The sequence below is a fragment of the Pollutimonas bauzanensis genome, assembly GCF_900129885.1.
Lineage (GTDB): Bacteria > Pseudomonadota > Gammaproteobacteria > Burkholderiales > Burkholderiaceae_B > Pollutimonas > Pollutimonas bauzanensis.
Map to the genome: position 1 here is coordinate 228,476 of NZ_FQXE01000005.1, position 16,851 is coordinate 245,326.

The following is a 16,851-nucleotide window of genomic DNA, read 5'->3' on the forward strand; positions in this document are numbered from 1 at the left end:
TGTATAGAGCTTTAGGGTTTGGTATCGATTTCGATCAGCACATAGCGTTGGCTTTCGAACCGTTTGCGCAAAGGCCGCGCCAGCATTTTCGCCACCTGGTCCAGGCGGTTCCTGGGCACCGCCAAATAAACCGGCGCGCAAGCGCCCAGCTTGGCCGGCAACTGCTCCATGCCTAGCAGCCCAGCTTCTCCGCGCGAATAGAACCGCGCGGAAAAAGGACGGCTGTCGACATAAAACAGGCAACCGCGCCCGCCCATTTGCTGCGCGTACCGGACCAGGCCGCGTTCGGTCTTGAGGCGCGCGGGCTGAAGCGCCACCACTACCGTCAGCAGCAATATCGTAGCAGGAGCCAGGCAGGCCAGCCAGCGCACCCGGCGCAAGAAAACCGGCGCGCGCGCCCGCCGCGCGTCCAGGGCGACAGCCAGCAGAATGCTGAATGCCCCGAGCGCCGGCAATACATATGTCCATAGTATATTCCCCGACACGGTGAAGAACAGGGGCGCGAACAGGGACCACGCCAGCAGATAGGCCAGCGCCGGGTCGCGCAGCGCCCGCCGCATGGCGTCCCGGCGCTCGGCCTTGAAGAGGGCGGCCGCGATCATGCCCAGGGCCACGACGCCCCAGGGAAAAGCGGCTTGCAGCCAGTACCACCAGATGGCGCCATAAGCTCTTTTGTGCGCGGTGCCGTACAGGTCGCCTTGCCAGCCGGGGTCGACGAAGCGCAGGAAATGTTCGCCGGCGATGAAATAGTTCAGGAACCCCGGTGTTTTGAGTTCGGCCAGCACATACCAGGGCAGGCTGATGGCCAAGGTCAGCATTGATCCGCGGCCCCATGGCAGGGCGCGCGCCGCCTGCCAGTTCGACCCGCGCCACGGCAGCCAGGCAAGCAGGGGGCTCGCGACCAGCACCAGCGCCAGCGGGCCCTTGGCCAGCAGGCCGATGGCCAGGCCCAGGAAAAAGCCGTAGCGCCAGTAGAAGGTCGGCTTGCGGGCCGCCATGGCGAACGCGGTCATGGACCAGGTCGTCCCCAGCGCCAGGAAGGGGTCGGTCAGCACGGCGCCGGACGCCACATAGACCAGCGCGCACGAACCGTAGACGGCCACCGCCCATTGCGCCACGCGCGCGCCGAAGTATGCGCGGGCGTGGGCGTACAGCAGGCCCACCGTCCCCATCGTCGCCAGCCATGAGGGCAGGCGGGCGGCGAATTCGTTCACGCCCAGAAGCCTGAAGGAGAGGGCCTGGACCCAGAAGGACAGGGGGGGCTTGCCCCAGAAAGGCACTCCCGGTTCAAACCATGGCGTGATCCAGTCGCCGGTTTGCGCCATCAGGCGCGCGATTTCGGCATAGCGGGGCTCCGAGGTATCGGCCAGCGGGATCAGCCACATTCCCAGCAGGGGCAGGCATAGCAGGGCGGCCAGCCCGCCGTAGAACTTAATTTGACGCGGCATGCAGCTTGCTCTTTGCGCGGGCCTGGACCACATCGCGTATCAGGTAGACCGGCCGCTGCTTGGCCTCGAAGTAAGTCTTGCCCACGTATTCGCCCAGCAAGCCTATGGAAATCAGCTGTATGCCGCCCAGGAAAGTCATGACCGATATCAAGGACGGGTATCCCTGCACCGGATCGCCCAGGACCAGGGTCTTGGCCACGATCCACAGGCCGTACAGAATGCCGGCAAGCGCGGTCACGATGCCCGCGCCCATCGTCAGGCGCAGCGGCGCGACCGAGAAAGAGGTAATCCCTTCGAAGGCCAGGCCCAGCAGGCCCAGGTAGTCCCATTTGCTGGCGCCGGCGGCGCGCGGCGCCCTATCGTATTCGATGACCCGCGTCGGCAAGCCGATCCAGGCGAACAAGCCCTTCATGTAGCGCTTGCGCTCGCCCAGCTGTTCCAGCGCGTCGACCGCCTGGCGGCTCAGCAGCCGGAAATCCCCTGTGTCTTCGGGAATATCGACATCGCTGATGCGATTGAGCAGCCGGTAGAACAGATGCGCGCTGCCGCGCTTGAACCATGTCTCGCCGGCCCTCGAACGGCGGCGCATGCAGACCACGTCCGCGCCGGCGCGCCAGGCGTCCAGCATTTGCGGTATCAATTCAGGCGGATCCTGCAGATCGGCATCCAGGATGACTACCGCGTCGCCGCGGGCCTGGGCCAGGCCGGCCGTCAATGCCGCTTCCTTGCCGAAGTTGCGGCTCAGCCGCACGGCCTTGACCCGGGGCGTCCGGGCGGCCAGCCCGGCAAGATAGTCGCCGCTGCCGTCGCGGCTGCCATCGTCGACCAGTACCAATTCGTGCCTGATGCCGTCCAGCGCGTCCAGCACGGCGCGCAGCCGCTCATAAAGCAGGGGCAATACCGGCCGCTCGTTGTATACCGGTATGACTACCGACAGGAGCGGCTTTTGAGACTGGGCCGGCTCAGGAAGCCAGGGGTCGGACAGGGCGTTCATGAAACACCACCTTCTTGTACAGAATGAAGTTTATTAAAGTGACCGCGCTGCTGGCCACGACTTGCGCCGCCGCCTGGCCGAGATCGCCATAGCGGTACAGCAGGTAGAACAGGCCGGTGTTCGCGCACCAGCTTGCCAGCGCCACGGCGCCGTACGCCGGCAGCGCGGCGCGCTGCGGGGCGCTGGAATGGAAGGTGAAATGGAACTGCAGCAGGTAGTTGCAGGCCGCCCCGGCCAGGGCGCCAAGCGCGGCGGCGCAGACGGCGTCCATGCCCGCGCGCAGCAGCGCCGCCATCGTTCCCCAATGCAGCAGGGTCGACAGCCCGCCGCCCCATAGAAAACGGGCTGCTTGCTTGACATGAAACGAGAACCGCTTTCTTGGCATTGCCCGGCCGCTTGATGAATTGCCATGGGCGTAAAGTAGCCCGCCAGGCAACAAGCAAATATCAAGCAAAGATCAAGAAAATATCAAGCAGACCGCGCGGATCGCTCTGGACCGTTTCCCGGGAGGGAACCAGCCGCCTGCTGGCAAGGGCGTGCGACAATCAAGCTTTTACGCACTGAACAGGCGGCAGAATGACGGACCTCGGAAATGCAGCGGTAAATATCAGTCCGCTGGCGGGCAAGCCGGCGCCGTATTCGCTGCTGATCGATATCCCCAGGCTGATCACCTGCTACTACGCGGATACGCCGGATGCGTCCGTGGCGGCGCAGCGCGTTGCCTTCGGCACTTCCGGCCATCGCGGGTCCGCGTTCGAGGGCAGCTTCAATGAATGGCATGTCCTTGCCATTACGCAAGCCATTTGCGACTACCGCAAGCGCCATGGCGTCGCCGGGCCGCTATTCGTCGGTGTCGACACCCACGCGCTGTCGGTTCCGGCGTCGACCAGCGCGCTCGAGGTATTCGCGGCAAACGGCGTCGAGACCATGATCTCGCACGATGACGAAACCACGCCCACGCCCGCCGTGTCGCATGCCATTCTCGCCTACAACCGCGGCAGGGCCGCCGGCCTGGCAGACGGAGTCGTGATCACGCCCTCGCACAACCCGCCAGACAGCGGCGGCTATAAATACAATTCCAGCAACGGCGGCCCCGCCGATGTCGACGCCACACTATGGATAGAAAAGCGCGCCAACGCCTTGCTTGAAGCCGGCCTGGCGGGCATACAGCGCTGGCCTTTCAAGCGCGCGCGGCGCGCCGCCACCACCCATAGCCATGACTACCTGAGCGCCTATGTCAACGACCTGGGCAATGTCATAGACATGGATGTGATCCGCGCCAGCCATATCCGCATGGGCGCCGATCCCCTGGGCGGGGCCGGGGTGCATTACTGGGCGAGGATAGCCGAGCGCTACCGCGTGGACCTGAGCGTGGTCAGCGAAGAGGTCGACCCGACTTTTCGCTTCATGTCGGTCGACTGGGATGGCAAGATCCGCATGGATCCATCATCCTCCTATGCGATGCAGCGCCTCATCAAGCTCAAGGACGGCTACGATATCGCTTTTGGCTGCGATACCGATTATGACCGCCACGGCATCGTCAGCAAGAGCGCGGGACTGCTTGCGCCCAATCATTATCTCGCCGTCGCCATCGATTACCTGTTCAGCCACAGGCCGCAATGGAGCCCGGCCGCCGGCGTGGGCAAGACCGTGGTCAGCAGCCAGATGATAGATCGCGTCGCCGCCAGGCTGGGCCGCAAGCTGGTCGAAGTGCCGGTGGGCTTCAAGTGGTTCGTCGACGGCCTGTTCGACGGCACCCTGGGCTTTGGCGGCGAAGAAAGCGCCGGGGCCTCCTTCCTTCGCATCGACGGGCAAGCCTGGACCACCGACAAGGACGGCATGGCGGCCGCCATGCTGGCCGCCGAAATCACGGCCCGTACCGGGCGCGACCCCGGCGTAGCCTATGCCGCGCTCACCAGAGACCTGGGCGAGCCGGTCTTCAAGCGCTTTGAAGCGGCCGCGAGCCCGGCGCAGAAAAGCAAGCTGGCCAGGCTGTCGGCGCATGAGGTTCGCAGCACGGAAATGGCAGGGGAGAAAATCCTGGCCATCCTGACCCACGCCCCGGGCAATGACGCCCCGATAGGGGGCGTAAAGGTGCTGGCCGCCAGCGGCTGGTTCGCCGCGCGCCCTTCGGGAACCGAGGATATCTATAAAATCTATGCCGAAAGCTTCAAGGGCGAGGCGCATCTGCAGCGCATCCTGCTTGAAGCGCAGGACATCGTCGGCGCCGCCCTGGCTGCGGGCGATGGCGCAGGGGCGCCGCCTGGCCAAATTCCCGGGCAGGCCGGCAAGGGCGCATAGCCGGCCGGAAGCCTGGCTTTCAGGCCGCATCAGTTCCCGTCCCCGATAACGGCCACGCCATCGGCCGCCATGGCCCCGCCACCCTGGTTCCTGATGAAAACCGGATTGATTTCCGCCACTTTCAGACGCGGGCCCAGGATGTGCACCATTTCGGAAAAGCGGACGATGACGGCGGCCATCGCCTCGGTGTCGCGCAGGGGTTTGCCGCGATAGCCGTCAAGCAGTGGCCACGACTTGAGCGAGCGCAGCATGGATGCGGCTTCGGCCTGGTTCAACGGCCTGTCCATGTTCAGCATCACGCCGCCTATGTCGCTTTTATGCGTGACCTGTCGGGAGAGCAGCTTCAACGCCACCGGTCCGCCGATTTCCTTTGCGGCGCTCTCGGCTTCCGGCGAGGTATTGACTACGATCGGGTCACCGGTATGCCGAACCGGACAAACAGCCGCTTGGCCTGCGCTTCATCCAGCGGTCCCGCCTTGATGTGCTGTTCAGGAACGCGGCACGCGATAAGGGCTGTCATTCGAGTGTGATGCGCGCATCCTGCACGACCTGGCGCCAGCGCTGCTCTTCCTTGGCGACATAGGTTTGCAGGTTCTGCGGCTGCCCGGTGTAGGGGGCCAGCCCTTCCTGCTCGATGCGCTGCTGGAACGCCGGCGATTTCACCGCCTGCGCAACGGCGGCGTTCAGTTTCTGTATGACATCGGCCGGCGTACCCTTGGGAGCGAAAACGCCATACCAGCTTTCGGCTTCATAGGCGGGCAGCCCCGACTCGGCGATGGTCGGCACGCCGGCATAGGCTGACGCTCTCTTTTTCGATGTCACCGCCACCGCCCGCAATTGCCCGCTGGCGACATACTGGGCCACGCTGGCCGCGGTGCTGAAGACCATATCTATCTGTCCTCCCAGCAAATCGGTAATGGCCGGGCTGCTGCCTTTATAGGGAACATGCGTCATCTCGATGCCCGCGAGGTTCCCGAACAGCGCGCCGGCCAGGTGGGCCGACGTGCCGGTGCCGTAGGAACCGAAGGTCAGCTTGCCGGGGTTGGCCCTGGCATAGTCCACGATGCCCTTCACCGTCTTGTAGGGGCTTTTGCTGTTGACCACGAGCACATTGGGCGAGGTGCCGACCAGGGCCACCGGAGCGAAATCCTGGTCGGTGGAGTAGGGCAGGTCCTTATGCAGGGCGGGATTCACCGCGTGGGCGAAAGTCGCCATCAGCAGGGTATAGCCGTCGGGCTTGCTGCGCGCCACGTATCCGGTTCCGATGATGGTGCCCGCGCCTGGCTTGTTGAGCACCACCACCGGCTGCTGCAGGCTCTCGGACATGCCTTCGGCGATGCTGCGGGATATCTGATCAGTGCCGCCGCCGGGAGAGAAGGGCACGACAATGTCGATAGGATGGTCCGGGAAAGCCGCGCCGGCGGGCGCGGCGAACAAAGCCATGAAGCACAGGGTGCTGGCTGCAAACAGGTTCTTGCATATCATCTGCGTCTCCTTCGTTAATGCGCAAGTTCGAAACACGCCGGCCAGGCCCCACCGGATGATGGATAAGCACGCCGGCAATCGTCATGCCGCTCATGCGGCGCTGGCATTGAAAGAAAGCTTACAGGGCCGGCGCCGCTTAGGCATCAGGCCATTTCCACCTGATGGAAATGTATAATCAGCCATGGCGCCCTGCGTGGGCGGGGCGCATCCGGGATTGCACAACCATGGCCGGCAAATCAAGCGCTAATCGTTCGCTGTCGCGGGGCATGCTGATACTGCGCGCGTTCAGGCCGGGCTCGGAAGCGCTCGGCAATGGCGAGATCGCCGAACTCACCGGCCTGCCGCGCGCGACGGTAAGCCGCCTGACACAGACGCTGGTGGACGGATGCTTTCTCGAGCATGACCGGGCGCGGCGCGCCTACAGGCTGGGGGCGGCGGTGCTGGGCCTGGCCTTTTCCATGCGCAACAGCTCGCGCGTATTGCATCTGGCGGAAAATTCCGTCTATGCGCTCAATGCCAGCCTGACCAGCGAGCAGGCGCGCGAGCAGATCGTGGCCAGGCTGCGCAAGCCCTTGCTGGATCTTGCATCCGCGATAGCGCGCGCCTTGTAAAATCAGCTTTCCATCAACCATTCGAACGAGGTTCCGCCCCATGAGCGACGCTATCCGCCTTACCCAATACAGCCATGGCGCTGGCTGCGGCTGCAAAATCTCGCCCAAGGTATTGGAGGTGATCCTCGCCGGCAGCGGGGCGCAGAACCTGGACCCGAAGCTGTGGGTCGGCAACGCCTCGCGCGACGACGCCGCGGTCTATGCCATAGACGATGATCGCGGCGTGCTTTCCACCACCGACTTTTTCATGCCCATCGTCGACGACCCCTTCGATTTCGGACGAATCGCGGCAACCAACGCCATCAGCGACATCTATGCCATGGGCGGCGACCCGCTGATGGCCATCGCCATCCTCGGCTGGCCCATCAGCCTGCTGGCGCCGGAAGTGGCGCGCGAGGTGATCCGGGGCGGCAGGGCGGCCTGCGACGCGGCGGGCATTCCTCTGGCCGGCGGGCACTCGATCGATGCGCCCGAGCCCATTTTCGGACTCGCCGTCACGGGTATCGTGGAGCGGCGCTTCTTGAAGCGCAACGATAGCGCCATCGAGGGCTGCGAGCTGTACCTGACCAAGCCGCTGGGCATAGGCATACTCACGACAGCTGAAAAACAGGGCAAGCTGCGCCCGCAGGATGTGGGCGTGGCGCGAGACTGGATGTGCGCCCTCAACCGGCCCGGCAGCGACTTCGGCAAGCTCGCGGCGGTCAAGGCGATGACCGACATCACCGGTTTCGGCCTGCTCGGCCACCTGCTGGAGATGGCTGACGGCAGCGGCCTGACCGCGCGCCTCGACTATGCCGCGGTGCCGCGCCTGGCCAGCGTCGATTACTACCTCGGCGAAGGCTGCGTGCCCGGCGGCACCCTGCGCAATTTCGAAAGCTATGGCGCGGGCGTCGCGCCGCTGAGCGAAGCGCAGAAACAGCTGCTTTGCGACCCGCAAACCAGCGGTGGCCTGCTGGTCGCCGTGGAGCCGGCCGGCGTGGCGCGGTTTCTCGACGTGGCCGCCGGGCTGGGCCTGCAGCTGGAGCCCATAGGCGAACTGGTGGCCCGGGGCGGCCATGCCGTGGAGCTGTTCTGATGCGCGATGACTGCGGCGACTATCGCCGGATTTTCCTGGGCGCGGTCCCATTGATGGATGTGCGCGCCCCGGTGGAGTTCTGCAAAGGAGCCTTCCCGCTTGCGGTCAACCTTCCGCTCATGGATGACGGCGAACGGCAGAAAGTCGGCACCTGCTATAAAGCGCAAGGCCAGAAAGCGGCCATCGAGCTCGGCCACCGGCTGGTGTCGGGCAGGGTCAAGGCGCAGCGCGTGGCCGCCTGGGCGGCCTTCGCCCAGGACCATCCCGCCGGCTACCTCTACTGCTTTCGCGGCGGGCTGCGCTCGCAGATCAGCCAGCAATGGCTGAGCAGCGAGGCGGGTATCGATTATCCCCGCGTCGCGGGCGGCTACAAGGCCATGCGCGGCTTTCTGGGCCAAACTGTCGCAGCGGCGGTGGCCGAGTGCGACTTCGTCCTGGTGGGCGGGCTCACGGGCAGCGGCAAGACTGAATTGCTGGCCCAGCTGGAGCATGCCGTCGATCTCGAAGGCCACGCCCACCATCGCGGCTCCAGCTTCGGCAAACATGCTACCCCACAGCCCAGGCAGATCGACTTTGAGCATGGCCTGGCCATAGACCTGCTGAAGAAACGCGACCAAGGCATGCGGCAGTTCGTGCTCGAGGACGAAAGCCGCCTGATCGGCAGTTGCTCCCTGCCGCTGGCGCTGTATTCAGGCATGCAGCAATATCCGCTGGTGTGGCTCGAGGACAGCTTCGAGGGGCGCGTCGAGCGCATCCTGCGCGACTATATTGTCTATCTCCTCGCCGACTTCGTCGCCGCGCACGGCGAGGAGGACGGTTTTTCCGCCTTCGCCGCGCGCCTGAGGGAAAGCCTGGCGAATATCGTCAAGCGCCTGGGGGGCGAGCGCTACCAGCGCCTGGCGGCGATCATGGACCATGCCTTGGCCGAGCAGCGGCGCAGCGGCTCGGTTGAATTGCACCGCGGCTGGATCGCAAGCCTGCTGGGCGAGTATTACGACCCCATCTATGCGTCCCAGCGCGACAGCAAGGCCGGGCGCGTCGAGTTCCGTGGCGATCACCGGGAGGTAAGGGAATATCTGCGCCATCGGCGCCTTTGCGCCGGGGACAGGCGAGCCTCGAAAACCGTAGCACCGTTTGCCGAGCTGGCGCTGATCGATCCGCCGTGGGCATCGATCAGCGATTAGGCCTCCGCCCGGCCGTGCATGGCAAAGAGAATATAATGGCGGCATAATCCACGCCGCTTTTCTATGCAGGACGATCCATGATGAAAAAGACCTTAGCGATATTGATGCTCGGCGCCGTGCCGGCCCTCGCGTTCGCCGCGGGCGGACATGGCGGCGGCCATGACCTGCCCGCTCACGGCGGGTCGGGCCACGATATGGCCGCGATGTCGAAAACCTCCGCGGCGGCCGGGCAGCCGGGCGATCCGTCCAGGGCCAGCCGCACGATAGAGCTGCTCATGGACGACACCATGCGCTTCACGCCCAGCGAAATCGAAGTCCAGCCAGGGGAGACCGTGCGATTCCTTGTCAGGAATGCAGGCAGGCTGCCCCATGAAATGGTCATCGGGTCTGTGGCCGAGCTCAAGGCGCACGCCGCCGAAATGCGGGAAGCGCCCGGGCTGGAGCATGCCGAGCCGAATATGATCACCCTTGGCGCCGGCCAGCATGGCGACCTGGTGTGGCAATTCGACAAGGCCGGCACCGTGGACTTTGCCTGCCTGATCCCTGGCCACATGGAAGCCGGCATGGTGGGCAGGGTCAGGGTAGGCTGACCAGCCCGCGCGCAGCCAGGTTGCGATACAAGGCCCGCACACCGAAAGTCCATGGCGCGGCGGCCGATGACAGCTGCACCGTATTCATCAACGCGCCCAGCGACGCGCTGGCGATGGTGACGCGATCGCCCAGCTTGTGCGTGAAGCCGCTGCCTTCCACACCCCGGTCCTTGATCGGGGAGAACATGGTGCCGAGAAACAGCATGAAGCCATCCGGATACTGGTGATGGGCTCCGCTGGTCTGCCGTATCAGATCCAATGGATCGCGGCTGATCTCGCGCATGTCGCTCATGCCTTCCAGGACGAAGCCGTCGCTTTCGCCTTCGATAAGCAGCGTCACTGTCGCTTCGCGCACTATGTCGATGGAGAAATGGTCGTCGAACAGGCGTATGAACGGCCCGATCGCGCATGATGCGTTATTGTCCTTTGCCTTGCCCAGCAATAATGCGCTGCGGCCTTCGATATCGCGCAGATTGACATCGTTGCCCAGCGAGGCGCCGACACAGCGGCCATGCTGATTTACGGCAAGCACGATTTCGGGTTCGGGATTATTCCAGCTGGATTCGGAAAGCAGCCCGACTTCCGCGCCAAAGCCGACGGCCGACATGGGCTGCGACTTGGTGAAGACCTCGGCATAGGGGCCGATACCGACTTCCATGTATTGCGACCACGCGCCGCGCCGTTCGAGCTCTTCCTGCAGGGCCAGCGCCTTTGGCGAGCCCGGCTTGATGCGCGACAGGTCGCCGCCGATCAGCTCCTGGATTCTGCCGCGGATCTCGGATGCCTGGGCGGCGCTGCCCCTGGCCTGTTCTTCGATCACCCGCTCCAGCAGACTGACCGCGAATGTCACGCCGCAGGCCTTGATCGCCTGCACGTCGCAAGGCGCGAGCAGCGTGGCAGCCGCCGCGCCGCCGGCGTCAAGCAGCGAGGACACCGGCCCTAGCGATTCACCGGCCGCCGTGCGCGCCACGGCAACCGCGTCCGGATGATCGAGCAAATCGGCCATGGTAGGGGCATGGGCTGTGATGTCGAAGATCTCTCCATCGCGCACAGCAATCACGGAAGGCCCGGGCAGGGGGCCGTCGCGCCAGACACGCCCCACCAGGGTGGCCTGATGCGCATCCAGAGGCAGAAGTTCATTCACGGAAAAATTTTTCATAATTTTTTCAAAATATCAGGTCAAGAAGAGTCGGGCGACAGTCCGCCGGGAACGATCAGGCTCAAGTATGCCAGGAATCCGGGGCGGATCAGGGCGAGTTCGGCAACGCCTCGAAATTCGGATGCGCCAGCACTTGGGGATTGACGATATCCCGAGGAATGGCGCCTGCGGCGTATGCCCTGATGGCGTCGGCCACCGCGTGATTCGCCGCGCGATTGAGCTCATCGCTGTATGCCAGATTGTGGGAACCCAATATAACGGTGTCGAGTGAAAACAAGGGATGATCGCGGCGTGGCGGCTCCGTCTCGTAGACATCTATGCCTGCGCCGGCGATGCGCCGCTCTCTCAGGGCGCTCAGCAGCGCCGTTTCCTCCACGATTTCGCCTCTCGCCGTATTGATGAGAACAGCGGTCGGGCGCATGTGTCCGAAGGACGCGGCATCGATGAGGTGATGCGTGCTGTCGGTCAGGGGGCAACACAAGGCGATGAAATCAGAGCGCTGCAGCAATGTTGCGAGCCCGGTCAATTGGATATTGAGGCCCTCGTATTTTGCGGGATCTGGACGGGGGGTATAGCCCAGATGATGCATTCCCCAAGCCGCGGCGAGGCGAAAGACTTCCAGCCCAATGTTGCCCAGCCCGATGACGCCGAGCGTTCGTCCTCTCAGCGCAGTTCCTTGCGTTGCCCAGCGCTGGTTCCATTGTCCGGCGCGCGTCATCCGGTCCCGCGCGGGAATGCGGTGGGAAAATGCGAGCATCAGCGCCAAGATGGATGATGCGACCGAATGAGCGACTGCCTCGCGGGTCACGCTGACCATGACGCCGGCGCGGGTGCAGGCGTCGACATCGATGTGGTCGTAGCCCGCGCCATTTCTTGCGATCAGACGCAAGCGCGCGCCGGCCTCGCCGTGGAAGAGGGCGGAAGCGACCGGATTGCGCTTGATCAGCAGCGCATCGAATTGCTGTACGTCCCCCCGGGTGACAGGCATGCTTGCCGCCTGGTCGAGGAACTGTAGTTCGACATCGGGGGAGGCCTGCAGCCTGTTCCAGGCTTCTTCGTCAAAACTGCGGCTGCCGTCGGAGTTCAGGAAATCCCTGCTCACGCCCACGCGCAACTTTTCTGTATGCATGGTTGACCTTTTATGAATTGGCGCGCCATGTCGGCGCCGTTTTGCCATGGGGGTGGCAAGGCTTTATTGAGGCTGGATTCCAGCCGCCTTTACCACGGCTGGCCAACGCTCGAGCTCGCGCGCGATGAGGTTCTTGAAGTCTTCGGGACTGGGGCTAGTCGTGGGCACCATGCCTATGGTTTTCATTTTCTCGAGTATTTCGGGCGTGCCCATGATACGGACTATTTCATCATGCAGGCGGGTGATGATCGCCGGCGGCGTGCCGGCGGGCACCACAAAGCCGTTCCATTGGTTGATGTCGTCCAGGCCGGGGACGCCGAGCTCCAGGAATGTGGGCGCATCGGGCAGGAAGGGCGAGCGCGCGCGTCCGGAGACGGCCAAGACCTTGAGCGTTCCCGCCTTGACATGAGTCAGGATCGGAGGCACCCCGAGCGCCGCCAATGGAACCTGTCCGCTGACGACGTCGACGATCGCCTGGCCGCCGCCTTTGTAAGGAATCGCCGTCATCTTGGTGCCGGTGCGTTGTTGAAACACTTCAAGCGCAAGATGCTGTGTGGTGCCTACGCCGGCGATGGCGTACGACAGGCTGCCCGGGTTCTTCCGCGAATAGTCGACCAGTTCCTGGACGCTGTTGATCGGCGACGAAGAATTCGCCAGAAGCACGGCCGGTCCGGTTCCCACCAGCGTGATGGGATCGAAACTGGTCGCGGGATCGTGGCGCAATTTGCCTATTATCGAAGGGAAAATGGTATTCACGTCCTGGAATAACAGGATCGTGTAGCCGTCCGGGGCCGCCTTGGCCGCCAGCTCGGCGCCGATCAGGCCGGACGCGCCGGCCTTGTTTTCAATCACGACGGGTTGGCCCAGCGCTTCGGCGAGTGGCTGCGATATCATGCGGGCTTGCATGTCGGACGCTCCGCCCGGCGATTGCGAGACGATGATCCTGATGGGACGATCCGGCCACTTCGGCGCCGCCGCGCTGGTGAAAACGGGCAGCGCCGCCATGAAGCAGAGCGCTGCCAACTGGATGAACCGGCTGGTTGCCGGGGCGAGGGGCTTGACGGGATGCTGCTGTTTGAAGGACCGCATGATTGCTCCTTTGGAGGGTGTAACGGGTATGGAGACGAAGTGAAATAAGGAATCGGCTGTCATCGGATCCGGTACTCGTCGAGAGAGGGCACCAGGGTGTCGGCGGGATCCAGGCCGAGCCCCGGTGTCTCCGGCAAGGCGCAACAGCCGTTGACCATGGGCGGCAGGCTGGCAGCCTCTCGCAATGGGTTCGGATTGGCATCGATCTCGGCGTATCCATTTCCGCCGGCCGCCGCCAGCAGATGCATCGATGCCAGCAGCCCTATGCCGCCGCCGAGCCAATGCGGACAAAACGCCAGGCCAGCGGCGACCGCATTTCTCCCGACCTCGAGGCCGCCGGTGAAGCCGCCCCATTTGCCGATATCGGGCTGTATGAAGCCGAAGGCCTTGCTGTGGATGGCTTCGTCGTAACGGTCCCGGCCGCGGAGGTTTTCGCCTGCGGCGAGCGGAACAGCGCATTGCGCTGCGACGGCGGACCATTCCGATAAGGGGGCTTCAGCGGAAATGGGTTCTTCGACCCATGTGAGCTTGAACGCAGCCAGGGCATGAATCATTTCGACCGCTTCCGGCGCCAGCCATGCCTGATTGGCATCGAGCATGATTCCGGCTTGCGCGGGCAGAGCCGCCCGCAGTTCGGCGAGATTGCGCAAGTCGCGCTCGCGCCCGAGCCCGACTTTCAGCTTGAAATGCCTGAACCCGCGCTCCCAGTGCTCCTGGGCGGAAGGCCCGGGATCTTCCGGGCCGAGAGCGCTGGCATAGGCTTGCAGCGTCGCGCTTTTCCCTCCCAGAAAGCGCCAGAGCGGCTGGTGGCGGCGGCGCGCCGCCAAGTCGGTAAGCGCCTGGTCTATGCCGGCAATGCATTGCGCGAATGGGCCCGGCTCTCCCGTCTGGACGATCTGCTGCCGCGTCAGGCGCGTCAGGCGCTCAAAGTGCTTGGCCGGCGCGTCCAGCGCTTGCCCGACAAGCAGGGGCTCGAACACGCTTTTGACCAGATGCGCGCGGTGTTCCGCGCCCACGATGGGAAAATTGCACCAGATTTCTCCCCAGCCCTGCGCGCCTTCCGTATCTTCGATGCGCACGAGCAGCATGGGCCGACTGGTCATTGTGCCGATCGCGCTGCTTACCGGCACGGGCACCGGGTATCGAAAAAGAAGCGTTTCTACTGCTGCGACGCTCAGTGGTTTGGACATGAGTCTATCCTGGTCAAGTGTATTGGCCGCGCCGCCGGCGGCACTTCCCCGGCCCGCGGGTTCGAACGGGCAAGATGTATCGACGAGCTTGCGGCCGTGAATGGCTTCTAAAGAATGCTTATGGCTCCGCTGCGCAGACGTCCCGGCGGATTTGCCGGCCGCGGTTGCGCGCGCCTAACATGCCGGCAGCGCCGCCCCGATTGCTGACGACGACTGACTGCCCAGGCCTTTGCCTAGCTGCGTGGCCAGGGCCCGGGCGGCGATATCCGCGGCGCCGCCAGGCGGGCCGGCGGCTTATTTCGTGTGCTCATTGAGTGCTCCTCCTTCTTGTTTGTTGTTAATGCCCAAATCCATTTCCAGGCGGACGAAACGCGATGGATAGCTGATATGCGCCAGATGGATGACCCGTCCGCCATGGTCCAGCACTACCCGGCGTACCCGGGCAATGGCGCTGCCCACTGGAATGTCGAGGTGCAGCGCGGCGCGCATATCGGCGGAAGCGACGACCAATGATTGGGAAGCCGACGCAAGATGTTCATTGAAGCGCTCGGCGAGCATGGGGAGTATCAGATGCGTTTCGAATTCTTGTGGCGCCTGTTCAAATATATCGCTTGCCAGGTATATGTCGATCAGGCAATACGGGACATCGTCGCGCGAGTGCACGCGCCGTATGCGCTGGTAGCTTTCAGCCATGAGCCCATCCTCGGGCTCGATCAAGCCGGCGCCCGAGGCTGATTCGGAGTCGAGCAATTTACGCGTCAGGCCCTCGCCGGTGCGCAGCAAATCATTCCAGGTCGCGGGCAGCCGGTACCAGCGTTCGTCGGCGAGACTTCTGGCGACGAAGGTCCCGCGCCCACGACCGCGCGAAATCAGGCTTTGGCCGGCGAGATCGTCCAGCGCCTGCCGTATGGTGATTCTTGCCACCCCGTACTCGCGGGCAAGGTCGTCCACAGTGGGCATCTGGGCGCCGACCGCCCACTCGCCATGTTCGATACGCGTGCGCATCAGGCTTGCCACTTGCCCGTACAAGGGCGCAGATGAGCGATGAGCGAGGTCCAGGAGCTGTTTAGTCATAATGATCTAATTATAGGACTAAGTATGGCAAAAGTAAATTTGCAGCGGATAGATTATCTGAATGAAAGAGGGCAGCCCGAAAGAGGGCAGCCGGGTTCATTGCGCCCAACCATCGCCCAGATCCCCACCTTGCCGAACCAGCTCTTGCTGGACGTCGCGCGGGGCCACGTCGCGGGGCACGATATTGGCGCGGGAAGCGAGAGCTGCGCAGATGCCGGCCGCCTGGCCGGTTGCCATGGCTATCGGCATCACCCGGTACGAGGAATGCGCCTCGTGCGTCCCCGAGATGCAGCGTCCGGCGACAATGACCCGTTCTACGCGCTGAGGAATCAGCGCGCGCAGCGGGATGTCGTAAGCCTCGTCGGCCGGGATGCGCTTCAGGACAGTACCCTTGCCGGCGGGATTGTGAATATCGACGGGATAAGATCCACGTGCGATTACGTCGGGAAACTTGCGCGCGCTCAGCAGGTCTTCCGCGGTGAGCCGGTATTCCCCGATAATGCGCCTCGTCTCCCGCACGCCCGCATGAACGCCGCTCTGCACAGCGTAGCTTTTCTCGAAGCCGGGCACATACTTGCGCAGGAAGCGCAGCAGTTGATTCAACTGCCGCCGGCTTTCCCATTCCGCCAGGCTCCAATCCCAGACGTCTATGCCGAGCACGCGCGTCACGCGCGTGGAGTTTACGCTTACTTCGCGCGGGTGCGGCGTTGCAAAGAACAGCACATCTTCCCGCGCCAGCTCGAGCTCGCCATCGGCCGAGGCCTTCTGCACGAGGTCCCATAAGCCGTGGACCCCGCGCCATTGATCCGGGTTCTGCTTCACATAAGCCTGGAACGCGGCCTGTTCAAAATCAGCCATGCGGAACATCAGCGTCATGGGTTGCACCAGCCCGTCCGATTCGCGCCCCACCTCATAACCGGCGCCGGCAAGGGCCGCAATATCGCCGTCACCGGTGCAGTCCACCACGTTCTTTGCCTTGATGACCAGCGGGCCGCTCTTGGTCTCGAATACGACGCCTTCGACCTCGCCGTCGCCGAATACATTGCTTGCGAAAGCATGGAACAGCATATGCACACCCGCCCGGTCCAGCAGATCCAGCGCCACCCATTTGAATACTTCCGGGTCGAACGGAACCACATAGCCTGTTTCCAGCGAGGGCGGCACGGCGCCGCCGCTTTGTACCAGGTGTTCCAGCAATTCCTTGAGCGCGCCGGCAATTACCGGATGGCCTGGTCCATGATCGTTGGGCAGCAGATTGCTCACGCCCAGCTTCTCGAAAGTCGGGCGCTGGGTGTGAAAGGACATGAGCGGCATGACCAGGGCCGCGGTCGCATTGCCGCCCAGAAAGCCATAACGCTCCACCAGGATCACGCGGGCGCCGGCGCGGACCGCTCCAAGCGCGGCGCCGATTCCAGCAGGGCCGCCGCCGACCACCAAGACATCGGTCTCGGCGGCCAGTTTGGCCGTTCGAGGAGGAAGAATCAGCTCGGTGATAGGTTCAGGCCTCTTCAGTATGGGCATT

16 protein-coding genes are annotated in these 16,851 nt (G+C 63.9%); 5 read left to right on the plus strand and 11 right to left on the minus strand.

Translation table 11 applies throughout. The features are described 5' to 3' along the window. Positions 1-11: 11 nt before the first annotated feature. Genes BUB23_RS11565 through BUB23_RS11575 form a run of 3 tightly spaced genes read right to left on the minus strand, consistent with a single transcriptional unit; the run spans position 12 to position 2,827 of the window. A complete protein-coding gene (locus tag BUB23_RS11565) occupies positions 12-1,448 on the minus strand; it encodes an ArnT family glycosyltransferase (RefSeq protein WP_073103274.1) in 1,437 nt (478 codons plus the stop codon). Continuing rightward, entirely contained in the window at positions 1,432-2,442 is a 1,011-nt protein-coding gene (locus BUB23_RS11570) for a glycosyltransferase family 2 protein (RefSeq protein WP_073103275.1), read from the minus strand. Before BUB23_RS11570 ends, BUB23_RS11565 begins: the two co-directional genes overlap by 17 nt. Then, positions 2,411-2,827 carry a GtrA family protein gene (locus tag BUB23_RS11575; RefSeq protein ID WP_073103276.1) on the minus strand — a complete coding sequence of 139 codons (417 nt, stop codon included), beginning with the start codon at positions 2,825-2,827 and terminating at the stop codon, positions 2,411-2,413. Before BUB23_RS11575 ends, BUB23_RS11570 begins: the two co-directional genes overlap by 32 nt. A 191-nt stretch (positions 2,828-3,018) precedes the next feature. Here BUB23_RS11575 and pgm point away from each other — a divergent pair, with 191 nt between their 5' ends. Beyond that, positions 3,019-4,743, plus strand: a complete 1,725-nt coding sequence (gene pgm, locus BUB23_RS11580; protein WP_073103277.1) for a phosphoglucomutase (alpha-D-glucose-1,6-bisphosphate-dependent) — start codon at positions 3,019-3,021, stop codon at positions 4,741-4,743. Positions 4,744-4,772: 29 nt separating this feature from the next. On the opposite strand, the gene BUB23_RS11585 is transcribed toward pgm, so the two are convergent. Both BUB23_RS11585 and BUB23_RS11590 read right to left on the minus strand, forming a co-directional pair. Continuing rightward, positions 4,773-5,096: an acetate--CoA ligase family protein gene (locus BUB23_RS11585; RefSeq protein WP_073103278.1), complete on the minus strand. Its 324-nt coding sequence runs from the start codon at positions 5,094-5,096 to the stop codon at positions 4,773-4,775. Between the two features lie 163 nt (positions 5,097-5,259). Beyond that, positions 5,260-6,228, minus strand: a complete 969-nt coding sequence (locus BUB23_RS11590) for a tripartite tricarboxylate transporter substrate binding protein (RefSeq protein WP_073103279.1) — start codon at positions 6,226-6,228, stop codon at positions 5,260-5,262. Between the two features lie 224 nt (positions 6,229-6,452). Between BUB23_RS11590 and BUB23_RS11595 the strand changes: the two genes are divergently transcribed. From BUB23_RS11595 to BUB23_RS11610, 4 genes are all read left to right on the plus strand, one after another. Beyond that, positions 6,453-6,839, plus strand: a complete 387-nt coding sequence (locus BUB23_RS11595; RefSeq protein WP_084135973.1) for a helix-turn-helix domain-containing protein — start codon at positions 6,453-6,455, stop codon at positions 6,837-6,839. A gap of 40 nt (positions 6,840-6,879) precedes the next feature. After that, positions 6,880-7,914, plus strand: coding sequence for a selenide, water dikinase SelD (selD, locus tag BUB23_RS11600; RefSeq protein WP_073103280.1), 1,035 nt, complete (start codon positions 6,880-6,882; stop codon positions 7,912-7,914). Beyond that, positions 7,914-9,098 carry a tRNA 2-selenouridine(34) synthase MnmH gene (mnmH, locus tag BUB23_RS11605; protein WP_084135974.1) on the plus strand — a complete coding sequence of 395 codons (1,185 nt, stop codon included), beginning with the start codon at positions 7,914-7,916 and terminating at the stop codon, positions 9,096-9,098. The genes selD and mnmH overlap by 1 nt, the downstream gene beginning before the upstream one ends. Positions 9,099-9,175: 77 nt before the next feature. Beyond that, complete coding sequence (locus BUB23_RS11610; RefSeq protein WP_342743837.1) at positions 9,176-9,688, plus strand: cupredoxin domain-containing protein; 513 nt, start codon at positions 9,176-9,178, stop codon at positions 9,686-9,688. On the opposite strand, the gene BUB23_RS11615 is transcribed toward BUB23_RS11610, so the two are convergent. From BUB23_RS11615 to BUB23_RS11640, 6 genes are all read right to left on the minus strand, one after another. Next, the gene (locus BUB23_RS11615) at positions 9,675-10,847 is read right to left on the minus strand and encodes a fumarylacetoacetate hydrolase family protein (protein WP_073103281.1); all 1,173 of its coding nucleotides are present in this window, start codon (positions 10,845-10,847) and stop codon (positions 9,675-9,677) included. The genes BUB23_RS11610 and BUB23_RS11615 overlap by 14 nt on opposite strands. 88 nt (positions 10,848-10,935) lie before the next feature. Then, complete coding sequence (locus tag BUB23_RS11620) at positions 10,936-11,976, minus strand: 2-hydroxyacid dehydrogenase (RefSeq protein WP_073103282.1); 1,041 nt, start codon at positions 11,974-11,976, stop codon at positions 10,936-10,938. A gap of 63 nt (positions 11,977-12,039) precedes the next feature. Further along, on the minus strand, positions 12,040-13,065 hold the full coding sequence (locus BUB23_RS11625) for a Bug family tripartite tricarboxylate transporter substrate binding protein (protein WP_178372306.1): 1,026 nt from the start codon (positions 13,063-13,065) through the stop codon (positions 12,040-12,042). A 59-nt stretch (positions 13,066-13,124) separates the two neighbouring features. Continuing rightward, positions 13,125-14,255, minus strand: coding sequence for a mandelate racemase/muconate lactonizing enzyme family protein (locus BUB23_RS11630; RefSeq protein ID WP_073103283.1), 1,131 nt, complete (start codon positions 14,253-14,255; stop codon positions 13,125-13,127). Positions 14,256-14,549: 294 nt separating this feature from the next. Then, positions 14,550-15,329, minus strand: coding sequence for a GntR family transcriptional regulator (locus BUB23_RS11635; protein ID WP_084135977.1), 780 nt, complete (start codon positions 15,327-15,329; stop codon positions 14,550-14,552). Between the two features lie 96 nt (positions 15,330-15,425). Next, on the minus strand, positions 15,426-16,850 hold the full coding sequence (locus BUB23_RS11640) for an FAD-dependent oxidoreductase (protein ID WP_073103284.1): 1,425 nt from the start codon (positions 16,848-16,850) through the stop codon (positions 15,426-15,428). Position 16,851: the final 1 nt, after the last annotated feature.

Bases quoted from the DNA above. Each gene is read 5' to 3' on its own strand.
- BUB23_RS11635 (WP_084135977.1), bottom strand. From the start codon at position 15,329: ATGACTAAACAGCTCCTGGACCTCGCTCATCGCTCATCTGCGCCCTTG.
- BUB23_RS11625 (WP_178372306.1), bottom strand. From the start codon at position 13,065: ATGCGGTCCTTCAAACAGCAGCATCCCGTCAAGCCCCTCGCCCCGGCA.
- pgm (WP_073103277.1), top strand. From the start codon at position 3,019: ATGACGGACCTCGGAAATGCAGCGGTAAATATCAGTCCGCTGGCGGGC.
- selD (WP_073103280.1), top strand. From the start codon at position 6,880: ATGAGCGACGCTATCCGCCTTACCCAATACAGCCATGGCGCTGGCTGC.
- BUB23_RS11575 (WP_073103276.1), bottom strand. From the start codon at position 2,827: ATGCCAAGAAAGCGGTTCTCGTTTCATGTCAAGCAAGCAGCCCGTTTT.
- BUB23_RS11595 (WP_084135973.1), top strand. From the start codon at position 6,453: ATGGCCGGCAAATCAAGCGCTAATCGTTCGCTGTCGCGGGGCATGCTG.
- BUB23_RS11615 (WP_073103281.1), bottom strand. From the start codon at position 10,847: ATGAAAAATTTTTCCGTGAATGAACTTCTGCCTCTGGATGCGCATCAG.
- BUB23_RS11640 (WP_073103284.1), bottom strand. From the start codon at position 16,850: ATGCCCATACTGAAGAGGCCTGAACCTATCACCGAGCTGATTCTTCCT.
- BUB23_RS11630 (WP_073103283.1), bottom strand. From the start codon at position 14,255: ATGTCCAAACCACTGAGCGTCGCAGCAGTAGAAACGCTTCTTTTTCGA.
- BUB23_RS11610 (WP_342743837.1), top strand. From the start codon at position 9,176: ATGATGAAAAAGACCTTAGCGATATTGATGCTCGGCGCCGTGCCGGCC.
- BUB23_RS11620 (WP_073103282.1), bottom strand. From the start codon at position 11,976: ATGCATACAGAAAAGTTGCGCGTGGGCGTGAGCAGGGATTTCCTGAAC.
- BUB23_RS11590 (WP_073103279.1), bottom strand. From the start codon at position 6,228: ATGATATGCAAGAACCTGTTTGCAGCCAGCACCCTGTGCTTCATGGCT.
- mnmH (WP_084135974.1), top strand. From the start codon at position 7,914: ATGCGCGATGACTGCGGCGACTATCGCCGGATTTTCCTGGGCGCGGTC.
- BUB23_RS11565 (WP_073103274.1), bottom strand. From the start codon at position 1,448: ATGCCGCGTCAAATTAAGTTCTACGGCGGGCTGGCCGCCCTGCTATGC.
- BUB23_RS11570 (WP_073103275.1), bottom strand. From the start codon at position 2,442: ATGAACGCCCTGTCCGACCCCTGGCTTCCTGAGCCGGCCCAGTCTCAA.